The following is a 19554-nucleotide window of genomic DNA, read 5'->3' as shown; positions in this document are numbered from 1 at the left end:
ATGAAGAATGATCTTTCCAAACCAAGTTCGATTAACCGAAGGGAATTTTTAAAATCCTCCGGAGGAATAGCTCTTTTCATTGGCGCTTCAGGATTATTTCCTGTTTTGGTTTCCTGCACGGATGAAAAAAAGCTAAAAGAACAATTTCAAAAGCATCCCGTTTCCGCCTGGGTTCAACTGACAGAAAATGGAGACATCACGATTTATAATCCTGCCGCCGAGATGGGTCAAGGCTCCATGACTTCCTTACCATTAATATTTGCTGAGGAAATGGATGCTGACTGGTCTAAAGTGCAGGTAGAATTCTCTCCACAGGAATCAGAAATCTATGGTTCTCCCGGTTGGTCACCAGATAGCAAACTGATGTTTACTGTAGGAAGTAGAACTACCAATAGCTATTTCTCCACCATGAGAAAAGCAGGTGCCCAAGCCAGGTATATTTTGCTTGACTCTGCCGCCAAACATTGGAATGTCCCTATCTCAGAGCTAAAGACTTCCAACAGTGTCATTTCTCATGAAGGTTCTGGCAAAAAAATCAGCTATGGAGAGCTAATCCCGTTTTTAACTACACCTGAAAGCTTTCCTGAATTCACAGAAAAGGAAATCAAAAAAGTCTCTGATTTTAATTTGATTGGAAAGGACGTGCCGCGTACAGAAATCCCTTCAAAAGTGAATGGAAGTGCTCAATTTGCCATTGATGTGCGCCTTCCCAACATGGTTTATGGCGTATTAGAAAGAGGAAAAAGACATGGTGCTAAGCCTACTTTACTCAATGATTCAGAAATTTTAGAACAACCCGGAATCATCAAAATTGTACCATTTGATTATGCTATTGGTTTAGTGGCTGAGACTCTTGAACAGGCTTTATTAGCCAAAAAAGCCTTGAAAATAGAATGGAGTGAATCGACTTCTTCCGGGTTTAACTCAGATGAAATTTATTCAGATTACGAAAAAATCGCTGCACAAAATGAAAAGGGAGATGTGATAACGGAGATCGGAGATGTGAATGATGCTTGGCGGAATTCTTCTAAAACTTATTCCTGTGATTTTAAAAACGACTATGTGTATCACGCTCAACTTGAACCTTTAAATACGGTCATTCAAGTTTCGGAAGATTTGCAAAAAGCGGAGGTGTGGGTTGGAAGCCAGCAAGGAGCTGATACCAAATTAGGAGTACCAGGAATTTTAGGTGTGCCGTCCGAAAATGTCAATGTTCATTTACAATATCTTGGTGGTGGGTTCGGAAGAAGAAGTTTGAGTGACTTTGTAGAAGAATGTGCCGTCTTGGCCAAAGAAATGGCTCCGAAACCGGTAAAACTTATCTGGACTCGGGAAGATGATCTTCGATATGGAACATATCGCCCCATGTCTCTTCAGCGAGTTAAAGCAAGTCTAGACTCAAAGGGAGAAATCAACAGCTTTTCCCATACGGTAGTCGGAGATGGTGGAAATTTAGTGGCCAGCGGAATACGAAATGATCATTATGCCATCCCCAATCAATTTGCCAATTGGCTGGAGACCAAACATGGTGTTCGATTGAAACATTGGAGATCGGTAGGTCATGGCGCCAATAAATTTGCCATTGAAAGCATGCTGGATCAAATCGCTTTCGATCAAAAAATTGATCCAGTGGCTCTGAGAAGAAAATTAATGAGTAATTCTCCAAGAGCTTTAGCTACTCTCGAAAAAGCCGTGGAAATGTCTAATTGGACAGAGCCAAGTCCAGAAGGCCGAGCAAAAGGCATTTCTTTCGTGGAGCATGGATCACTTGGAACAGGAGTTTGTGAAATTTCTGTCGATAGAACCACAGGCAAAATTAAAGTTCATAGGTTTTGGATCGCATTAGATGCCGGAATTATCGTACAGCCAGACAATGTAAAAGCACAAATGGAAGGAGGAATCATCATGGGTATGAGCAGTGCACTTCAAGAAAGAATCAGCATTGTGAATGGAGAAGTGCAACAATCCAATTTCAATGACTACTCTCTATTACGCATGGAAGATTGCCCAGATAGCATTGAAATATCTTTAATCGATTCCCAAGAACACCCTGAAGGTGTTGGCGAAACATCCACTCCTATGGTAGCCGGAGCAATTTCCAATGCATTTCTTAAACTAACAGGTAAATCGCTGACTCATATCCCATTTACCCCAGAGCGTGTGCTAACCATATTAAACAGCTGATAATTACTATTTAAATTCCAATTACAAGTCCATAATTTCCTAAATAAAAAGGCTAACCATTTTTGGTTAGCCTTCTTCTGTTCTAGATAATTATTTTTAATTAAAGAATTGGATCTCCACCACTTCTAAGATCTGACTGTCTTGAACCCCTATGATCTTTTTCAAGAAATCCATCACCATATTTTGCATCTCTAATTCGGTTAGTGTCGGCAGCCAATAATTCTTCCTCCACAGTAAAGAACCTCCTATTTTGATGATCATATCGTCCATAAAGACTTCTTGGTTCTTGACTGTAATAAGTACGCACCGAATGTATGAATTCATTTTGAGGGCCAGTAGGCCAAGAATCATTGTCAAAACCCGGAGCATTCTCCAATGTTTCTTTTGTTTCTTTGACGATGATTATGTCATCTTGTGCCGTATGAAAATTAAATGACTCCATGGGTAGTGCCAAAAGCTTAGATCCTAGGTTAAGAAAACCTTCGTCCACTTTTAATACCACATAATCAATCTCATTGGTAATGGTGTTGATCATAATATCTTTGATGGATCCTACGGTCTCATCTCTAGCGGTTTTTACTTTACAATCAATCGAAGTAGTCGCGCTAATTTGGGTTTCTCTTATAGTTTTCATGTTGTTGTTGGTTAGTTAAAATTTCTGAATGTAAAAGTTCCAGATCCATGCCAATCGATAATTTCCTTGTTTAAACACAATCAAGAAAATATCTCTCAAAAATTTAGTGTAAAGATTCCCCCTTTCGAGGAAGTAATTGGATAAACAGGAGGCAAAACAAAATGAAAACCCCTGACTCATATTCCCTTTGCTCCTGAGAGTGTGATGGAAGTTATTAAGAGCACCTAAACTCAGATTGCTTAAAAATCAAGTATAATCATAGAAAGTGAGCCATTTCGGAAAAAGGCATATTGATCTATTAATGGTTTAAATACCAATTGAAGTTATTTTCAAGAATATGTTGTTTTTCAGAACGGATAAATTCCAGATAAGCCTGACTGATAGGAGACAGTTTTTTGCCTTTCAGCCAAATCAATCGCCACTCAGTTTTGATTGGTAAATCCGGTGAATCAAGAACATATAGTTGATTAGAAACCAGTTCATTATGAATCCCTATCATCGGCATGATGGAATAACCTAATCCTGCGATCACGGCCTGTTTTACTGCTTCATTGGAAGTCAATTCCATTCGTTTTCTGCGCTTACCTTGGTGTTCTTCAAAGTATTTTTCCATCGCCATTCGGGTAGCGGAGCCTTCCTCCCGGTAAATCAATGGCTTTTTCTCGTCTCTAAAATCTTGGTTTCCTACCAAATAAAGCTTGTTTTCTATTAGCACTTCTTCTTCCACAGCTAGTTTATCCGGAACGACGGAAACCATTGCAAAATCAATCTCATTATTTTTCAGACTTTCAATGACGCGGGTCTTATTTGTCACATCCAAAACCAAATCTATCCCAGTATGCATTTCCATAAATCCGGAAAGAAAATAGGGGATCACATATTTGCCGGTAGAGGCAGAAGAGATGCTCAATCTTCCCGTCAGAATTCCTTGATAGGCTTGAGTTTTATAGGTGATGTTATCTAGCTCCTGAATTACCCGCTCAGCAATCTGGGCGATTTCCATCCCAAAATCAGTGATGTATAATTGGCGGCTGATGACCTCAGTAAGCGGTATTTCAAATTGATCTTGTAAGTTTTTTAGCTGGATAGAGACCGCAGGTTGGGTCATGAATAACTCTTCTGAAGCCTTGGTGATGCTTTTCGTCTGGACCACTTTCAGAAAGATCTGCAATTGGTGAATGGTGTAATTCATAATTTTTGTTTATGTATTCCATAATAAATATAAATAAAAATTTATAAATCAGATTCTTAACCTTTGCATTGTAAACAAACAATACTTCAATGCTACAAACTCAAGACAATGAATTAAAAGTTGCTGAAATCAATCAGAAGGATCTGATTAAGGGCGAATTCTCACCTGAAGAAGCGTCAGAAATAATCAATCACATGATCTCCAAAAAAATCAATTTTCATGAGCTCAAAAATTTTAGCAGTGAGATACGATTTGGATCGATAGACAAAAATTCAAAGGAGCGAATCGAACAGTTAAAAGCATGCAAAGCCTCTCTGAATGAAACACTTCAAGAAGCCAAAAAGCTTGGAAAACCATTACGGATTACTTCTTCCATTTCTGTAGAAATTATCCACTAAAACTGAAAAATGATGAATCAACAGATAATTGCCATATTCGCTTTAATTTCACCATTGGTTTTTATTGCTACCGCAATTGTATCTTGGTTTCAGCCTGGGATTCGACCATTTCTCGTTAAAAAGCTGGCAACCACCTCTTCAATTATTAGCATTTTGATCGCCGCGTTGAGCGGTTTTTTTGTGATCAAATATGATTTGATCGAAACATCTCTTATCGGTTTCCAACAGATTGGGTTTAGCCTCAGATTAGATGCCCTGAGCACCATCATGTTTTTGATGATTGCCTTAATCGGATTCATAGTAATCCGATTTAGTATGAACTATCTGGATGGAGATGCAAGACAAGGAGCTTTTATAGGAAGATTGACAGCCACGATCGCGTCGGTACAGCTTCTGGTATTGTCAGGAAACCTAGGAATTCTTTTTATCTCATGGGTTTTAACCAGTATTTGTCTCCACAGGCTTTTGGTATTCTATCATGAAAGACCTGGAGCAGTAATAGCCGCAAGAAAGAAGTTCATCGTGGCGAGACTCGGAGACCTTAGTCTTTTAGCCGCTTCGATCCTTTTGTATGTTCAATATGGCACCGGCAATCTTGAAATAATTTTCCAAACACTTAAAACCAATCCATTTCCTAACCTGCCAATTGAAGGCGCTGCGGTCCTTCTTGCTGCTGCAGCATTGCTCAAATCGGCTCAATTCCCAACCCATGGTTGGTTGGTGGAGGTAATGGAAACACCCACGCCTGTTTCAGCTCTTCTTCATGCGGGCTTACTCAATGCAGGTCCTTTCCTAATCATCAGAATGGCCTTCGTTATGGATGCAAGTACATATGCACCTTTGATTCTCATTGCCATCGGTGGATTTACGGCACTCTTCGCCTCATTAGTTTTCTTGACTCAACCATCGATCAAAACAGCTTTGGGCTATTCAAGTGTAGCACATATGGGCTTCAGTTTATTGACTTGCGGACTTGGGGTATATCCGGCAGCCTTACTTCACCTAGTCTCTCATTCCTTCTACAAAGCACATGCTTTTCTATCCTCAGGAAGCGTCATAGAAGTGCTCCGGGCTTCAAAAGTGAAAGCTTCAAAAAGACTAGGAAGTCCAATAAGAATCGCACTGGGGATATTACTGGGAATGGGCATATACACTGCCTTTGCCTGGATTTGGGGAATCGACCCTGAAAGCGAACTTTCACTTCTTGCTATTGGAGCGGTAATCGTTCTTGGACTTTCGCGACTTTTCACCTCTGCCATTGATTCTGACGGAGGAATGAAATTGATTTTTCGCGCTACGGCCCTATCAATTTTAGTCACGACTGCATTCTTTCTCTTAGAGGCTGGATCCAGCTTTTTGCTCACTTCCCAAATTCCCGATTTAATCAACCCTAACTTGATGGAAATCATCTTAATGGGAATCATTCTCTTGCTTTTTGCCGGGGTGATTTTCCTGCAAATTATTGCTCCGAGGATATCCTCCCAACCTAAATTCTTGGCTTTATCCATCCATGTCAGAAATGGATTCTATGTCAATGTTGCCTTTGACAGATTAGTAAGAGCACTGTATTCAAATCTGAAAAAACCAAAATTGATAACTGCCCACACACAGAATCGCAGCCTACCGAAAGAACGAATAGAAACGAGTATACCCGAAGTAATCAGAGAGTTTTAATATCCACTGAACCATTTAAAAGCAAAAAAATGATCCATAAAACCGAATCGGAAAAATACTACTTCGAACACCTAAACGAGCAACAAGAGGCTCTTATACTACGAATGAGAGCTGCATGCAAAAAGATAGCGCCATTATGGCCTTTGGAAAACTTCGTTGCTGTGAATCCTTACCTTGGGTTTACTGAAAAAACTTTCGAAGATGCAGCACAAGAACTTTCTCTGACAGGAGGAATTCAGTCCACCTTGCCAAAAGTATTCTACTTACAGAAAATAGAGGAAGGAATAATAACGGAGAAGGATATCGAAATCGCATTAAACAAAAACCAGTATAAAATCTCTGCACAAGAATTTCTCAAAAAACTCAACTCAACAACTGGGGAAACTGAAGAACCGGCAATCCTTGGAACTGTTTCTGACATCTCAACCCATGTGACAAATAAAGATTGGAACAGGTTTATGACGCCTCGGATTTCTCAATGGGCCTCGGTTTACTTTGATCAGGGACAAACTATCTGGTCTTCAGCAGATAAGCAAAAAAGCCTCTTTCTAGCTTGGAAAAAAGAAGCTGAAATCGATCCCACGCCAGAATTTACAGGTTTAAAAGACTTTCGAAAAAGAGTAAAAGCTCTTCCAAACAATCCTCTCCTTGCCAGTCAAAAGGCGCTTGAGATTTTAGGATTCAAAAACCAAGAGCCTTCTGAATTTTATCTTCATCGACTTCTCTTGAGACTCGGAGGCTGGTCTGCTCATATAGCAAGGTTGGACTGGGATAGCAAGCTTTATGGGGGCAAAGATGGTAGACTACTAGAGTTTTTGTCGGTCTTGCTTTGCTGGGAAGCCTCCCTTCTGGAGTGCTTAAATGACCCAGAAATACTTCGACAATGGAATGAGGCGAAAGATTTAGGATCCCTTCAAAACGAACTGAAATTAGCGAATCAAAATCTCTCTGAGAATCTGGTTCTCCAAGAAGCTTTTGATCTTTCTAATCAGCGCCAACTTATCAATAAATTTAAAACGGAGCCAAAATCAGAACCAATCAAAAATCAGCAAGGGAAAGCTCAGGCAGTCTTTTGCATAGATGTACGATCGGAAGTTTTCCGCCGAAATCTTGAAATGGTGGATCATGAAATAGAAACTCTGGGATTTGCCGGATTCTTTGCCTTTCCAATCAATTATGTGCCAATAGGACATGATAAAGGAGAAGCACAATGTCCTGTACTTTTGAAAACCGGCCCAACTATACTGGAAAAAATACCAGAGGAGAAAGCTTTTCAGAAGGCCGTAAAGTCCAGAATTTTGAACCATCAAATCCAGCAAGTTTGGAAGTCTTTTAAATCGGGAGCAGTATCATGCTTCAGCTTTGTGAGCCCGATTGGACTTTCCTTCCTTCCAAAAATCTTCACCGATTCCTTTGGACTGACCAGACCTGTTCCTCACCCTGATAAGGCTGGATTATCTGACCAAAATTTCAAAAAGAGAACAATCAGTCTATCATCTGATTATGATTCGAATGGTACGATAGGAATTCCACTAGAGCAACAGATTCAGATGGGAAAAAACGCCTTAAAATCAATGTCACTTGCAGACGATTTTGCCAGATTTGTTCTGATTGTCGGCCACGGTTCTTCGACAGTCAATAACCCCCATGCAACAGGCTACGACTGCGGAGCTTGCGGAGGCCACACGGGAGAGGCGAATGCCAAGGTAGTGGCTGCTGTCCTGAATAGCAGAGAAGTTAGAACGGGCCTTCTTCAGGAAAATATTTATATCCCAATCAATACTACTTTCCTGGCGTGTCTTCATGACACCACCACAGATGAAGTGACAATTTTCAACGAAGAGCAGGTTCCAGCTGAACATGCTGAAGAGCTTGAAGGAATAAAAAAATCCTTGCTTAAAGCAGGCAAGGCAGCAAGAACTGAACGCTCGATTCGAATGGCAATCTCTACAGATTCTGCGGAAGCAATGATTAAATTCAAAAGTAAAGACTGGTCAGAAATAAGACCAGAATGGGGTCTTGCAGGATGCTCAGCATTTGTAGTTGCTAATCGAAAAAGAACCAAAAACATCAATTTGGAAGGCAAATCCTTTCTCCATTCATATGACTGGAAAAAGGACGAAGGCTTCTCCATCTTAGAATTGATCATGACCGCCCCGATGGTAGTCACCAGCTGGATCAACCTCCAATATTTCGGATCGACAGTCGATAATCAAAACTTCGGATCAGGCAATAAAACCCTGCACAATGTCACTTCGGGAATCGGGGTCTTGGAAGGATTCTCTGGAGATTTGAGAGTTGGTTTACCCCTCCAATCCATTCACGATGGAGAAAATTACCAGCACGAACCCAACAGGCTACAAGTGATCATAGAAGCTCCGATTGATGCCATCAATTCGATACTGGAAAAACACCCATCAGTCAAAAATTTATGCGATAATGGTTGGATTTACCTCTTAGCTATGGACGATGAAGGTTTAATTTCCCATCGATATTCTGGAGATTTAAACTGGGAAAAACTAATCCAGAAAGCAGCGTAAGAAAAGTCATTCCTACCTAGGAAAAATTGAATTCAAAACACAAAAGACTCTTTCTTTGGAGTCTTTTTGTGTTCATAGGACCATGAAAGTACAGTGAGGGTGCTTAATTTATCTACTATTTTCTCACCCTTATATTTAAAAAAGTACCTAATTATTTATTCCAGACAATAATCCTATTGTGTAAGCACTTTAAAAATTCTACTTTGGAAAGATCACAAAAGCAATTGAACCAACCGAAGTAAAATGGCAGAAGAGAATAAAATCAGTCTAATCAATGCGATTTCAATTGGGATCGGCGGGATGGTAGGCGGAGGTATTTTTGCAGTTTTGGGACTCGCTGTCTCTTTGGCCAAAGGCGGAACACCTCTGGCATTTTTATTTGCAGGATGTGTGGCACTGATTACCTCTTACAGCTACGCAAATCTTTCCAAAGCTTTTCCTGATCGGGGTGGTACCGTGAAATTTCTAAATCAGGGATTTGGAAAAACCGTTTTTAGCGGTGCAGTCAATAATTTATTGTGGATAAGCTATATCGTGATGTTATCACTTTATGCATCTGCTTTCGGATCCTATGCTCCTAACTTATGGGAAATAACAGGAGATAAATCCATTGACTTCCATATTTATGCAACTGCTATTATTTTATTCGCAACAGGGATCAATTACTACAGTATTGCTGTCGTCGGAAAGATTGAATCCTTTGCTGTTATTATCAAATTAATCATCCTTCTTGGGTTTGTAGGAGTTGGTGCGTATGGATTAATCGGGAATGAGAATCTTCCTCAATTAGCTCTTTCAAATTGGGAAAACCCCATTAATTTATTCGCTGGAGGAATGGTGATTTTTGTGGCCTACGAAGGATTTGAACTCATAGCCAATGCAGCTCCTGACATAATTCATCCAGAAAAGAACATTTCCAGAGCTTATTTCTACTCGGTCCTTTTTGTGATTTTTTTATACATCATCATAGCAATAGTTACTGTCGGGTCCCTACCATTTGATCAAATTCAAAAAGCCAAAGATTATGTTCTAGCTGAAGCAGCTAGACCTATGCTAGGTCAAATTGGTTTTACGATCATAACCATAGCAGCATTGATTTCTACTTTTTCTGCCATAAACGCTTCCCTTTATGGAGGTAGCCGGGTGAATTATGAAATTGCAGAGGACGATGAACTCCCTCATCACTTTTTGGCGAAATTTTGGAATCAGCCAGTGGGTTTATTGATTACAGCAATCGCGACTCTCATTTTGGTAAATAGTCTGAATATCGAGAGTATCTCCACCGCTGGAAGCATCGGATTTATTTTCATTTTTGGGATTGTCAATTTTGTGGGATTCAAACTGGCAAAGGAAATGGGCACCAATCAAATTGTTCCGATGATAGGTTCCATTTTATGTGCTATCGCTCTGGTAGTTCTTATCAAACAGCAGTTAAATGAAAATCTAACAGGAATATTAGTGTCCATCGGCATCATTGTTTCCTGCTTCCTTATCGAGTGGAACTATAAAAAGAAAGAAGCTAAAAAACAGTAATTTAATCATGACTCTTTGCGAACTGGATTACAGTTGAAATCGACTTTAGAAAAAATTCTAGGATTCGCAACCAAAGTAATTTTATTCCTGGATTTTAATTCCAGAGTTGGAGAAGACGATTTGAAAAAAAATAAATATCGATTCAAAATCCAACCATTCATTCTTATAAGGCTTTAGAATTAAGCAAAAATGATAAACTCAAAATCATTAGCATTATTATTTTCGTAATGAATAGATTAAAAACCTGAATAATCGGATATGCAAACTATACTCGGAGCAAACGGCCAAATTGCAGAAGAATTGACTCGGGAGCTATATCGAAACTTTACTAAAGACATTCGATTAGTCAGCAGGAATCCCAAAAAAATACATGATAGCGATCAGTTATTTCCTGCAAATCTGATGGATCCCTTAGCCACGGAAAATGCTGTTGAAGGAAGTGATATTGCCTATTTGACTGTTGGACTTCCTATGGATTCAAAGTTATGGGAAGATCAATTCCCAACCATGATGCAAAATGTCATTGAAGCCTGTAAAAAGCATTCGGCAAAATTAGTCTTCTTTGATAATACCTATATGTATGCTAAAACCAGTGCTGTTCAAACCGAAGAAAGTCCCTTTGAAGCGATTGGGAGGAAATCCACTGTTAGGTCAAAAATTGCAAAAATGCTTTTAACCGAAATGGAAAAGGGAAGTATTGAGGCGGTAATTTGCAGAGCTCCTGAATTTTATGGTCCTCGAAAAACCCAAAGTATTACCAATACAATGGTCTTTGAAAACATTCAGCAAAACAAGAAACTGAAGGTTCCTTTAACAGACAATACCAGAAGAACATTGATTTGGACTCCTGACGCAAGTCGAGCCATGGCATTAATCGGAAATACTCCTGTTGCATTCAACCAAACTTGGCATTTGCCATGTGATGATGCCCGTCTGACCTACAAAGAAATGATTGAATTAGCATCAAAAATCTATCAGCAGGAATTGTCCTATTCAATAGTGAAAATGTGGCAATTCAAATTGGGAATCCTTTTCAATAAGAAGTTGAAAGAACTTCAGGAATTATTACCTAGATACAAATACGATAATATTTTCAGCTCTGAAAAATTTAAAAATAGGTTTCCAGATTTTGAATTGACAACCTACGAAAAAGGAATAACCCAAATTAAAAACGACCAAAACGGATGAAAAAAATCCTTATCATTTCAACAAGCAATTCTAACTATGACAGTGGATTAGAAACTGGACTTTGGTTAAGTGAGCTCACACATATTTACAGTGAAGCTAAAAAGGAGGGATTCGAAGTGACCATCGCTAGCATCAAAGGAGGAAACATTCCAATAGATCCTGAAAGTTTAAAATCGTTCGTTTTGGATAAATTATCCAAAAGCCTTTGGGAGAGCCCTGACTTTAGAAAAGAATTGGGAAAAAGTATTTCCCTTCAGGAAGTTTCTGATCAACAATTTGACATGGTTTATCTAGCAGGTGGACATGGAACCATGTATGACTTTCCAAATGATGAATCCTTACAAAATATCATCCGAGACCACTTTGAAAATGGCAAAAAAGTGGCAGCAATTTGCCATGGGGTCGGAGGGCTCCTAAATGTGAAATTATCAAATGGGAATTATTTGATACAAGGCAAAATGATCACTGGCTTCAATTGGTTTGAGGAAAGTATAGCCAAAAGAAAAAAAGAAGTGCCATTTAATTTAGAAGCTGCGCTGAAAGAACGTGGCGCCGATTATACTAAAGCCCTCATCCCGATGACTTCAAATGTGGTTGTGGATGGCAATATTATTACTGGACAAAATCCTTTTAGCTCGATTGAAATGGCGAAAGTGGTAATAGAGGAACTTAAGAAATAATGAAATTCTATACTTCAATACCTCAAAAATTGAATTCCTATTTCGAATTGGAATTGGAAAAGTATCGTCAAGAATTTAAAAATGGAAACTTAACCCTCGCTTGGAATCACCTGGAGCGAGCCCATATCATCGGGCAGAAATACCCTTTTGAGCATAGTTACGTGCACTGGAAAATGCTTCAATTTGGCATTCATATCAAAAGTACCAAAGAAGTTTTTGGTCAAATCCCGAGATTAATTTTTGGCGGGGTCAAATCATTTGTAGGAAAAATCCCGGTTGGAAATCCCGGAGGGGCAAATGTTCCACCTCTAAAACCTTTTCCCATCCATCCAGAACTACAGGAAATTTTTCAAAAAGCAGGGATTACAAATCCTTGATCCAAAAAATAAGTTTCATGCGTAAATGCTATCAGCTATTTGAGCATTTATGATCTCTGAAGCCTCAGATTCTACTTGTTATTGAAGACCTCATTACAATTGGAATAGCTTTGGCTTAACAAATTCACAAATTTCTCCCTAATTCAAGGGCGTTAATTTAATAAATGCCCCTATTTTTGGGGATTCTTTGAGGAACCTAGCAAAGTAAAACTTTCCTCATATTATCTGAGGTAAGAAAAAAATATACAATTGATTAGATTTGCCAAAATCCGATTAACCCAAGTTTTTAATTTAATGAGCACAGAATTTAATTCTTTAAAAGACCAATTGGTTGTAGAAGTGCTACCCACATTGCATATTTTATGACTACGAGTTCTTTATTTATTGCTCTTTGCGGAGTTGGTTGGATAGTCGCCTATGTAGAGGCTTTGAGAATAGGATTAAAGGATAAAACCTACGCCATCCCATTCCTGACTTTGGCGTTGAATTTTACCTGGGAAATCTATTATACCATTCAGGGATATCATGAATTTGGCTATCATGTTTCAACCTATGTGAATTTTATTTGGGTGCTGATAGACATCGGAATCCTCTATACTTATTTTAAGTACGGTAGGAAGGAAGTCAAAGCCAATGATTTGGTTTTTTATGGTCAGGCTCTGCTCTTTATACTAAGTTGTTTTTTCATACATCATTTTACTTTTCAAGAGCTCGGAATCGTCAAAGGAGCGCTCTATTCAGGTTTTTCGATCAATTTTGTGATGTCCTTTCTCTTCGTTCGGATGTTTTACCGAAGAGGAGGTCCGACGGGTCAATCCTTGATTATCGCCATTTCTAAATGTTTTGGCACCTTTTCTTCGACAGTTTTAATCGGAATGATCGGTTCCAAAACCGCCGGCGGAGTAAACAATTACATCCTTTACCTTGGCCTAATGATTTTTGTTGTAGACTTATTTTATATCTACTTACTGGCAAAAGCTAAAAAGCCAAACTCCGAAAAGTCGATTTCTGCCTAGAATTGATTTCTCCTTTTTTGTAATTCCTCACCAGTAAAAAATCGGGTGATCACCTAGTGAATCCTGTTTCCTTAACGCATTCTTAAAAGGTATTCTATCCTATCGGAGAAAAAGAGTAAATTGATAAATTAGAACTTATATAAAACGTAAGGCTGTTTCCGCTTTCTTTTTATCTAAGCTAATGAAATCAGCAGAATACAGATGACCTATAGTATTGCTATCATTTACAACTTCAAAACCAGACCATTTTGACTTCGCACTTCTCTAAAATCACGTTTTTTATTGCTTTTGTACTTTTGATTTCCTGTCAGGAGAAAACCAAAGTTGAGGAAGATTTCCGAACAAATGTGTTGAGCCAAATTGACTCGATCCAAGGTGATGTGGCAGTCGCTTACATCAACTTATCCAATCCCTCTGACACTTTGCTGATCAATTCAGAAGAAGAATTTCACGCTGCAAGTACTATGAAAGTCCCAGTGATGATCGAACTTTTTAAGCAGCAGCAAGAAGGAAAAATCAATCTCAATGACTCGATTTTATTGAAAAATGAATTCAAAAGTATCGTTGACAGCAGTCTCTACAGCATGGATGTCGGAGATGATAGCGACGACGTTATTTATAGTAAAATAGGAACTACCGTCGCTCTCAAAGACCTAATGTACAGCATGATTACTGTCAGTAGCAACCTCGCCACAAACGTGCTGATCGAACTGGTCGGTGCAAAAAATGTAACTGCCAGCATGAGAGATCTGGGAGCAAATGATATTCAAGTACTCAGAGGTGTTGAAGATCAAAAAGCTTATGACTTAGGTTTGAGCAACTCTACTACAGCGATGGATCTGATGATGATCATGAAGGCAATTGCAGAAGAAAAAGCAGGAACAAAAGAAGATTGTGATCAGATGATTTCTATTTTGAAAGACCAGCAGTTTAATGAAATTATTCCTGCCCAATTGCCAAATGACGTTTCCGTAGCGCATAAAACTGGCTCCATTACTGGAGTTCATCATGATGCAGGGATCGTTTATTTACCCGATGGGAATGCCTATGTTTTGGTTTTACTTTCCAAAAACCTAAAGGATTTTGACAAAGGAACCGCACAACTAGCAGGTATTTCAAAAACTGTTTATGACCATTTTATAGACCAGGAAAAATGAACCCTTTTTTCAGATTATCCCAGCAATCCAAAACTGCCCTTTTTAGACTTTTCCTATTGATACTGAGCTTTATGACTTTGAATCTTGAAGCTCAAACGGTTCAGGAAACATTGGATAAGAGGCTTCCCCAACTATTGGATAGTGCTTCTATTCCCGGCATAAGTATAACTGTGATCCAAAATGGAACTTTGGGATATTCGAAAAATCTGGGGGTAAAAGAGCAGGGAAAACCTGATGAAATTTCAGAGCATACAGTTTTTGAAGCAGCTTCCTTGACCAAACCCATAGCTGCATATTGTGCGATGAAATTGGTGGAAGAAGGAAAGTTGGAACTAGATAAGCCTTTATTCGAATACCTAGAATATCCTGACTTGGGGGATGATGAGCGAGCCAAAGTAATCACAGCAAGGATGATTTTGTCACACCAAACTGGATTACCGAATTGGAGAAAAGATAGACAAAGCAATACGCTCAAATTCAGCTTTGATCCCAATGAGAAATTTGGATATTCAGGAGAGGGATTCGTTTACCTCCAAAAGGTGATGGAGAAAATTGAGGGGAAAGACCTTGGTGCTATTGCTTCTGAACGGGTTTTTATGCCTTTGGGAATGAATGACAGCTTTTTGGTTTTCCCTGATTCAGCAAATTATGCTGTGGGTCATAACACCAAAGCTGAACCTCGCCGCAAAGGAAAACCTAATCAAGCAAATGCAGCGTATAGCATGCATACCACAACTTCAGATTATGCCAAGTTCCTTCTCGAGCTGATGAATCCCACTTTGATTGGAAAAGACCTGATAGATCAGATGGAAAAACAACAAGTTTTGATGGACGCTAAAGACTCAAGTTTAGGCTGGGGTTTGGGTTTAGGCATAAATACCACCGAGCAGGGAAAATACCTCTGGCATTGGGGAGACAATGGTGTTTTTAGAGCATTCTTTATTTTTTCTGCAACAGAAAAAACTGGTTTCGTCTATTTCACTAACAGCCAAAATGGCCTTAGCATTGTTCATAGAATGATTCATATGGTATTTTCTGATCCTGAAATCATGCGGAATTGGAATGAGTACAAGCAATTATAAAATGAATACCAGTGTAGAAAATTACTTTTTGGAAGGTTGCGGAAGATGTCCTTTGGGTGGCACAACTGAATGTAAAGTGCATTCCTGGGCTAATGAACTTGCTCAATTGAGAAAGATCATCCTTCAAACAGGACTGCAAGAGGAATGTAAATGGGGAGTTCCTTGCTATGCCCTGAACGGCGCAAACGTTTTGATTTTAAGCGCCTTCAAAAATTACTGTTCCATCAGTTTCTTCAAAGGATCTTTGCTTCAAGACCCAAAAAAATTCCTGACCAAACCTGGTGAAAATTCGCAAGCTGCCAGATTAATAAAAATTACTGATGCGAAAGAAATCCTGAAGCTTGAGGAAGATATCAGGGCATCTATTTTCGAGGCCATTGAAGTAGAAAAAGCCGGACTTAAAGTGGAGTTTAAGAAAAGCACGGATTTGGAATTGGTTGAGGAACTTCAGCAAAAACTGGAAGATGATCCGTCTTTCAAAGCTGCTTTTGAGGCCTTGACACCAGGCCGACAACGTGGCTATAACATTTATTTTTCCCAAGCAAAACAATCCTCCACCCGGATTTCCAGAATAGAAAAAACCATGCAAAAGATTTTTGAAGGTAAAGGTTGGAATGACCGATAAAACAGGGATGAAATAGGACATCACAAACAGGGATGAAAGAAACATTTCCCCTGAACCCAATCTGCGGGAATCTGCGTTCTTTTTCTGCGGGAATCTGCGGGATATTTAGCTTTCAGAAAAAAAACAGCCAGCCGAATCTTTAAATTTCAGCTGGCTGTTTTCATTAAGTTTTCACCTTAACTGGTTTTTAATTTCCAGCTAAGCGAATAATTACTTCGTGTCAAACTTATAAATACAAGTTTGTTCATATTTCTCCCCAGGTCTTAAAATCGTAGATGGGAAATTAGGCTGATTTGGAGAATCTGGGAAATGCTGAGTTTCAAGACAAAATGCAGATCTATACTCATACGCTTTTCCACCTTTTCCTTTCGCTGTTCCATCGAGGAAATTACCTGCATAAAACTGAATGCCCGGCTCGGTGGTGTACACTTCCATCTCGATCCCAGAAGCTGGTGAATAGGCAACAGCTGCTAATTCCAATGCTCCTTGCTCCTTTTTATTCAAAACCCAGTTGTGGTCAAAACCACCACCGAATTTCAATTGCTCATTTTCCTGATTGATATCTTTTCCGATAGGTTTAGATTCGGTGAAATCAAATGGCGTTCCTGCTACTGGGACATTTTCGCCCAAAGGAATTAAAGTACTATCCACAGGAGTGAATTGATCGGCCATCAACTGAAGCTCCTGACCTAAAACATCTCCGCTGCCTTCCCCATTGAGATTGAAGAATGAGTGATGCGTTAAATTTATCGGAGTAGCTTTATCAGTTTCTGCTTCATAGGTGATCTTAAATTCATTCTCATCAGTCAGAAAATAAGTCATTTTTACGTTTAGATTTCCCGGGAAACCTTCCTCTCCGTCTTTTGACAAGTAAGTAAATACAATGTGAGAATCATCCGCTTCTTCGACGTTCCAGATGACATTATGAAACCCACCTGGCCCACCATGAAGGGAATTTGCACCATTGTTTAAGGCCAAAGAGTAAGACTGACCATCCAATTCGAATTTCCCTTTGGCAATTCTATTTCCATATCTACCTACGGCAGTTCCGAAGAATGGCTCCGGTGAAGTCAGGTATTCCGCAGGAGTGTCAAATCCTAAAACGACATCCAAAAGTTTCCCATCCTTATCCGGCACCAAAAGTGTCATCACTCTTGCTCCAAGATTGGTTACGGTCATTTTCATGCCATTGCTATTGGTCAAAGTCAAAATCTGATAAGGGCTTGCTTCCTTGGTCATGGTTTCTATAGGTGTTTCGTTTTGTTTTTTTTGAGCGCATGCAAACATAAGAATCAAGCAGCTCAGGCAGAATATTTGGATTGTATTTTTCATCGATTTGGTGGCTAGTATCTAAAACAAAGAAAATCTGCCAGGTAGAAAAATCATTTGCTACCCGACAGATCTCAATTTACCTGATTTATTTAACCGAAACCTTATAAAGTTTATCGTGCAAAGGTTTTAATTCGGCCGCTTTCATCTTGATGATTTTACGATCATAGGTCATCAATCCATTCGTTTCTATCTCCACGTCCGTGGTTTGGGTATAAACGGCTGCCGAAAGTCCAGCTTCGATTAGCTCTTCCATTCTGCTCATCAGTTGGGAATACTTTGCCAAAAGCTCCGTTTCGTTCTTGAAGCTTTGGTAACCCCAGTTGTCTTTTTGCTGCCAAACATGCCCATCAACCGGTAGGCCTAAACCTCCAAATTCTCCCAAAACCAAGATATTGTCTTTGCCATAAATTCCTGGTGCCGGCATTTTTGCATCTGGATAATTGTGTAAATCGATGATATCTCCAGTGATTTTGGTGCCTTCCATTTCGAAGTTTCCACCACTTGCTGAGTTGACCAATCTACTTGGATCACGCTTCTCAGTCCATTCTGTGATTTCCTTGGTCTTGAACTGACCCCAAGCTTCATTAAATGGAACCCAAACTACGATAGAAGGGAAATTGTAAAAATCATCCATAATCTCTTTCCACTCTTCTCTGTAAATCGCCTCCGACTCTGGCGTTCTATCACGATCACTTTGGCTTCCCAGCACTGCCAACTTCATTTCCCATCCATTGCCCATATCACCACTTGGCATATCCTGCCAAACCAACATTCCCATTTTATCACAGGCATAATACCATCTTGCCGGCTCCACTTTCACATGCTTTCTGATCATGTTAAAGCCCATTTCCTGAGTCTTTGCGATGTCAAAAACCATGGCCTCCTCAGATGGAGCAGTGTACAAACCATCTGGCCACCAACCTTGATCCAAAGGACCATATTGGAATAAAAACTTTCCATTAAGCATCATTCTCTGGATTCCATTGGCATCCAGAGCCTTCTTAATTTCACGAAGTGCTGCGTAGCTTCCTACTTCATCCAGCACTTTCTTTCCATTGATCAATTCTACTTTTAGATCATACAAAACAGGATTTCCAGGCTCCCAAAGTTCTGCATTGGCAATCGTCAATTTCGCTGTTCCGCTAGGGCTGATAGTTTGCTCAGCCAGCATTGTTCCATCTTTCCAAGCTGAAACTTTTACCTGCTGTCCTTCCTGAGATCCTCTAACTTCTGGGCTAACAATGATCTGCTTCGCCTGGATGTCTGAAGAATTTCGGATGTCGGAAATATAACTTGCTGGAACAGTTTCCATCCATACCGTTTGCCAAATCCCCGTCACCGGAGTGTACCAGATTCCATGAGGATTGTTGATTTGCTTTCCTCTTGGCTGAGGTCCTTCGTCACTTGGATCCCAGATTCTTACTTCCAGAGTTTGGCTTTTACCGGACTTCAAAGCAGAAGTGACATCAAATTCAAAAGGATCATATCCTCCTTTGTGAACTCCCACAGACTGACCATTGACAAAGACTTCGGTTTCCCAGTCAGAAGCCACAAAATGCAATAATACTTTATCCTTGCTTCCTTTTTTTGGCGTTGCAAAGCTGGTATGATACCATAATTCGTTGTCTTTTCCTACAGTTTTACCAACTCCAGAAAGAGCTGATTCCACAGCAAAAGGCACTAAAATCTCCCCATCAAATTCGCTTGGAGCTGCACCTCCCTTTGCCTGGATGGCGTAATCCCAAAGCCCATTTAAGTTTACCCAATTGGATCGGGTCATCTGTGGTCTTGGATATTCTTGATGGACGTTTTCTGGGGTTACGGTTGCTGCCCATTCGGACATGATTTTCCCTTCCACGGGTTTGTACGCGCTCGTTTGTGCAGTAGCAACCTGCTGGGTAAAAAGCAGACATGCACCAAAAATTAATGTTTTTTTCATAGG

16 protein-coding genes are annotated in these 19554 nt (G+C 39.7%); 12 read left to right on the top strand and 4 right to left on the bottom strand.

Translation table 11 applies throughout. The annotated features are described in order from the left end of the window. Complete coding sequence (locus FHS59_RS11255; protein ID WP_184495241.1) at positions 1 to 2184, top strand: xanthine dehydrogenase family protein molybdopterin-binding subunit; 2184 nt, start codon at positions 1 to 3, stop codon at positions 2182 to 2184. Positions 2185 to 2284: 100 nt separating this feature from the next. Here the strand turns inward: FHS59_RS11255 and FHS59_RS11250 are convergent, their stop codons facing one another. After that, a complete protein-coding gene (locus FHS59_RS11250) occupies positions 2285 to 2818 on the bottom strand; it encodes a PRC-barrel domain-containing protein (protein ID WP_184495240.1) in 534 nt (177 codons plus the stop codon). Between the two features lie 298 nt (positions 2819 to 3116). Further along, positions 3117 to 4010 (bottom strand): LysR family transcriptional regulator, encoded by an 894-nt coding sequence (locus tag FHS59_RS11245; RefSeq protein ID WP_184495239.1) that lies wholly within the window; start codon positions 4008 to 4010, stop codon positions 3117 to 3119. 89 nt (positions 4011 to 4099) lie between these two features. Between FHS59_RS11245 and FHS59_RS11240 the strand changes: the two genes are divergently transcribed. From FHS59_RS11240 to FHS59_RS11190, 11 genes are all read left to right on the top strand, one after another. Beyond that, positions 4100 to 4408, top strand: coding sequence for a hypothetical protein (locus FHS59_RS11240; protein ID WP_184495238.1), 309 nt, complete (start codon positions 4100 to 4102; stop codon positions 4406 to 4408). Positions 4409 to 4420: 12 nt separating this feature from the next. Beyond that, entirely contained in the window at positions 4421 to 6082 is a 1662-nt protein-coding gene (locus tag FHS59_RS11235; RefSeq protein ID WP_184495237.1) for a proton-conducting transporter transmembrane domain-containing protein, read from the top strand. 29 nt (positions 6083 to 6111) lie between these two features. Continuing rightward, positions 6112 to 8622, top strand: a complete 2511-nt coding sequence (locus FHS59_RS11230; RefSeq protein ID WP_184495236.1) for a YbcC family protein — start codon at positions 6112 to 6114, stop codon at positions 8620 to 8622. A 243-nt stretch (positions 8623 to 8865) separates the two neighbouring features. Beyond that, positions 8866 to 10155 carry an APC family permease gene (locus tag FHS59_RS11225; RefSeq protein ID WP_184495235.1) on the top strand — a complete coding sequence of 430 codons (1290 nt, stop codon included), beginning with the start codon at positions 8866 to 8868 and terminating at the stop codon, positions 10153 to 10155. Positions 10156 to 10413: 258 nt separating this feature from the next. Next, complete coding sequence (locus FHS59_RS11220; RefSeq protein ID WP_184495234.1) at positions 10414 to 11343, top strand: NAD-dependent epimerase/dehydratase family protein; 930 nt, start codon at positions 10414 to 10416, stop codon at positions 11341 to 11343. After that, on the top strand, positions 11340 to 12023 hold the full coding sequence (locus FHS59_RS11215) for a type 1 glutamine amidotransferase domain-containing protein (protein ID WP_184495233.1): 684 nt from the start codon (positions 11340 to 11342) through the stop codon (positions 12021 to 12023). The genes FHS59_RS11220 and FHS59_RS11215 overlap by 4 nt, the downstream gene beginning before the upstream one ends. Further along, a complete protein-coding gene (locus FHS59_RS11210; protein ID WP_184495232.1) occupies positions 12023 to 12400 on the top strand; it encodes a DUF3703 domain-containing protein in 378 nt (125 codons plus the stop codon). The genes FHS59_RS11215 and FHS59_RS11210 overlap by 1 nt, the downstream gene beginning before the upstream one ends. 362 nt (positions 12401 to 12762) lie before the next feature. Next, positions 12763 to 13416, top strand: coding sequence for a transmembrane-type terpene cyclase (locus tag FHS59_RS11205; RefSeq protein ID WP_184495231.1), 654 nt, complete (start codon positions 12763 to 12765; stop codon positions 13414 to 13416). A 248-nt stretch (positions 13417 to 13664) separates the two neighbouring features. Beyond that, entirely contained in the window at positions 13665 to 14573 is a 909-nt protein-coding gene (locus tag FHS59_RS11200) for a serine hydrolase (protein ID WP_221444489.1), read from the top strand. Beyond that, positions 14570 to 15655: a serine hydrolase domain-containing protein gene (locus tag FHS59_RS11195; protein WP_184495230.1), complete on the top strand. Its 1086-nt coding sequence runs from the start codon at positions 14570 to 14572 to the stop codon at positions 15653 to 15655. The genes FHS59_RS11200 and FHS59_RS11195 overlap by 4 nt, the downstream gene beginning before the upstream one ends. Then, complete coding sequence (locus FHS59_RS11190) at positions 15636 to 16280, top strand: YdeI/OmpD-associated family protein (RefSeq protein WP_246388411.1); 645 nt, start codon at positions 15636 to 15638, stop codon at positions 16278 to 16280. Before FHS59_RS11195 ends, FHS59_RS11190 begins: the two co-directional genes overlap by 20 nt. 210 nt (positions 16281 to 16490) lie before the next feature. Here the strand turns inward: FHS59_RS11190 and FHS59_RS11185 are convergent, their stop codons facing one another. Then, complete coding sequence (locus FHS59_RS11185; protein WP_184495228.1) at positions 16491 to 17612, bottom strand: aldose epimerase family protein; 1122 nt, start codon at positions 17610 to 17612, stop codon at positions 16491 to 16493. An 85-nt stretch (positions 17613 to 17697) separates the two neighbouring features. Beyond that, the gene (locus FHS59_RS11180; protein WP_184495227.1) at positions 17698 to 19551 is read right to left on the bottom strand and encodes a glycoside hydrolase family 2 protein; all 1854 of its coding nucleotides are present in this window, start codon (positions 19549 to 19551) and stop codon (positions 17698 to 17700) included. Between the last annotated feature and the right edge of the window lie 3 nt (positions 19552 to 19554).

The sequence above is a fragment of the Algoriphagus iocasae genome (genome assembly GCF_014206875.1).
Taxonomy (GTDB): Bacteria; Bacteroidota; Bacteroidia; order Cytophagales; family Cyclobacteriaceae; genus Algoriphagus; species Algoriphagus iocasae.
The sequence above is the reverse complement of the archived record's forward strand: the minus strand, read 5'-3'. Positions and strand labels throughout refer to the sequence as shown.

Coding starts and splice junctions, on each gene's coding strand:
- FHS59_RS11255 (WP_184495241.1), top strand. CDS start 1: ATGAAGAATGATCTTTCCAAACCAAGTTCGATTAACCGAAGGGAATTT.
- FHS59_RS11250 (WP_184495240.1), bottom strand. CDS start 2,818: ATGAAAACTATAAGAGAAACCCAAATTAGCGCGACTACTTCGATTGAT.
- FHS59_RS11245 (WP_184495239.1), bottom strand. CDS start 4,010: ATGAATTACACCATTCACCAATTGCAGATCTTTCTGAAAGTGGTCCAG.
- FHS59_RS11240 (WP_184495238.1), top strand. CDS start 4,100: ATGCTACAAACTCAAGACAATGAATTAAAAGTTGCTGAAATCAATCAG.
- FHS59_RS11235 (WP_184495237.1), top strand. CDS start 4,421: ATGAATCAACAGATAATTGCCATATTCGCTTTAATTTCACCATTGGTT.
- FHS59_RS11230 (WP_184495236.1), top strand. CDS start 6,112: ATGATCCATAAAACCGAATCGGAAAAATACTACTTCGAACACCTAAAC.
- FHS59_RS11225 (WP_184495235.1), top strand. CDS start 8,866: ATGGCAGAAGAGAATAAAATCAGTCTAATCAATGCGATTTCAATTGGG.
- FHS59_RS11220 (WP_184495234.1), top strand. CDS start 10,414: ATGCAAACTATACTCGGAGCAAACGGCCAAATTGCAGAAGAATTGACT.
- FHS59_RS11215 (WP_184495233.1), top strand. CDS start 11,340: ATGAAAAAAATCCTTATCATTTCAACAAGCAATTCTAACTATGACAGT.
- FHS59_RS11210 (WP_184495232.1), top strand. CDS start 12,023: ATGAAATTCTATACTTCAATACCTCAAAAATTGAATTCCTATTTCGAA.
- FHS59_RS11205 (WP_184495231.1), top strand. CDS start 12,763: ATGACTACGAGTTCTTTATTTATTGCTCTTTGCGGAGTTGGTTGGATA.
- FHS59_RS11195 (WP_184495230.1), top strand. CDS start 14,570: ATGAACCCTTTTTTCAGATTATCCCAGCAATCCAAAACTGCCCTTTTT.
- FHS59_RS11190 (WP_246388411.1), top strand. CDS start 15,636: ATGAGTACAAGCAATTATAAAATGAATACCAGTGTAGAAAATTACTTT.
- FHS59_RS11185 (WP_184495228.1), bottom strand. CDS start 17,612: ATGAAAAATACAATCCAAATATTCTGCCTGAGCTGCTTGATTCTTATG.
- FHS59_RS11180 (WP_184495227.1), bottom strand. CDS start 19,551: ATGAAAAAAACATTAATTTTTGGTGCATGTCTGCTTTTTACCCAGCAG.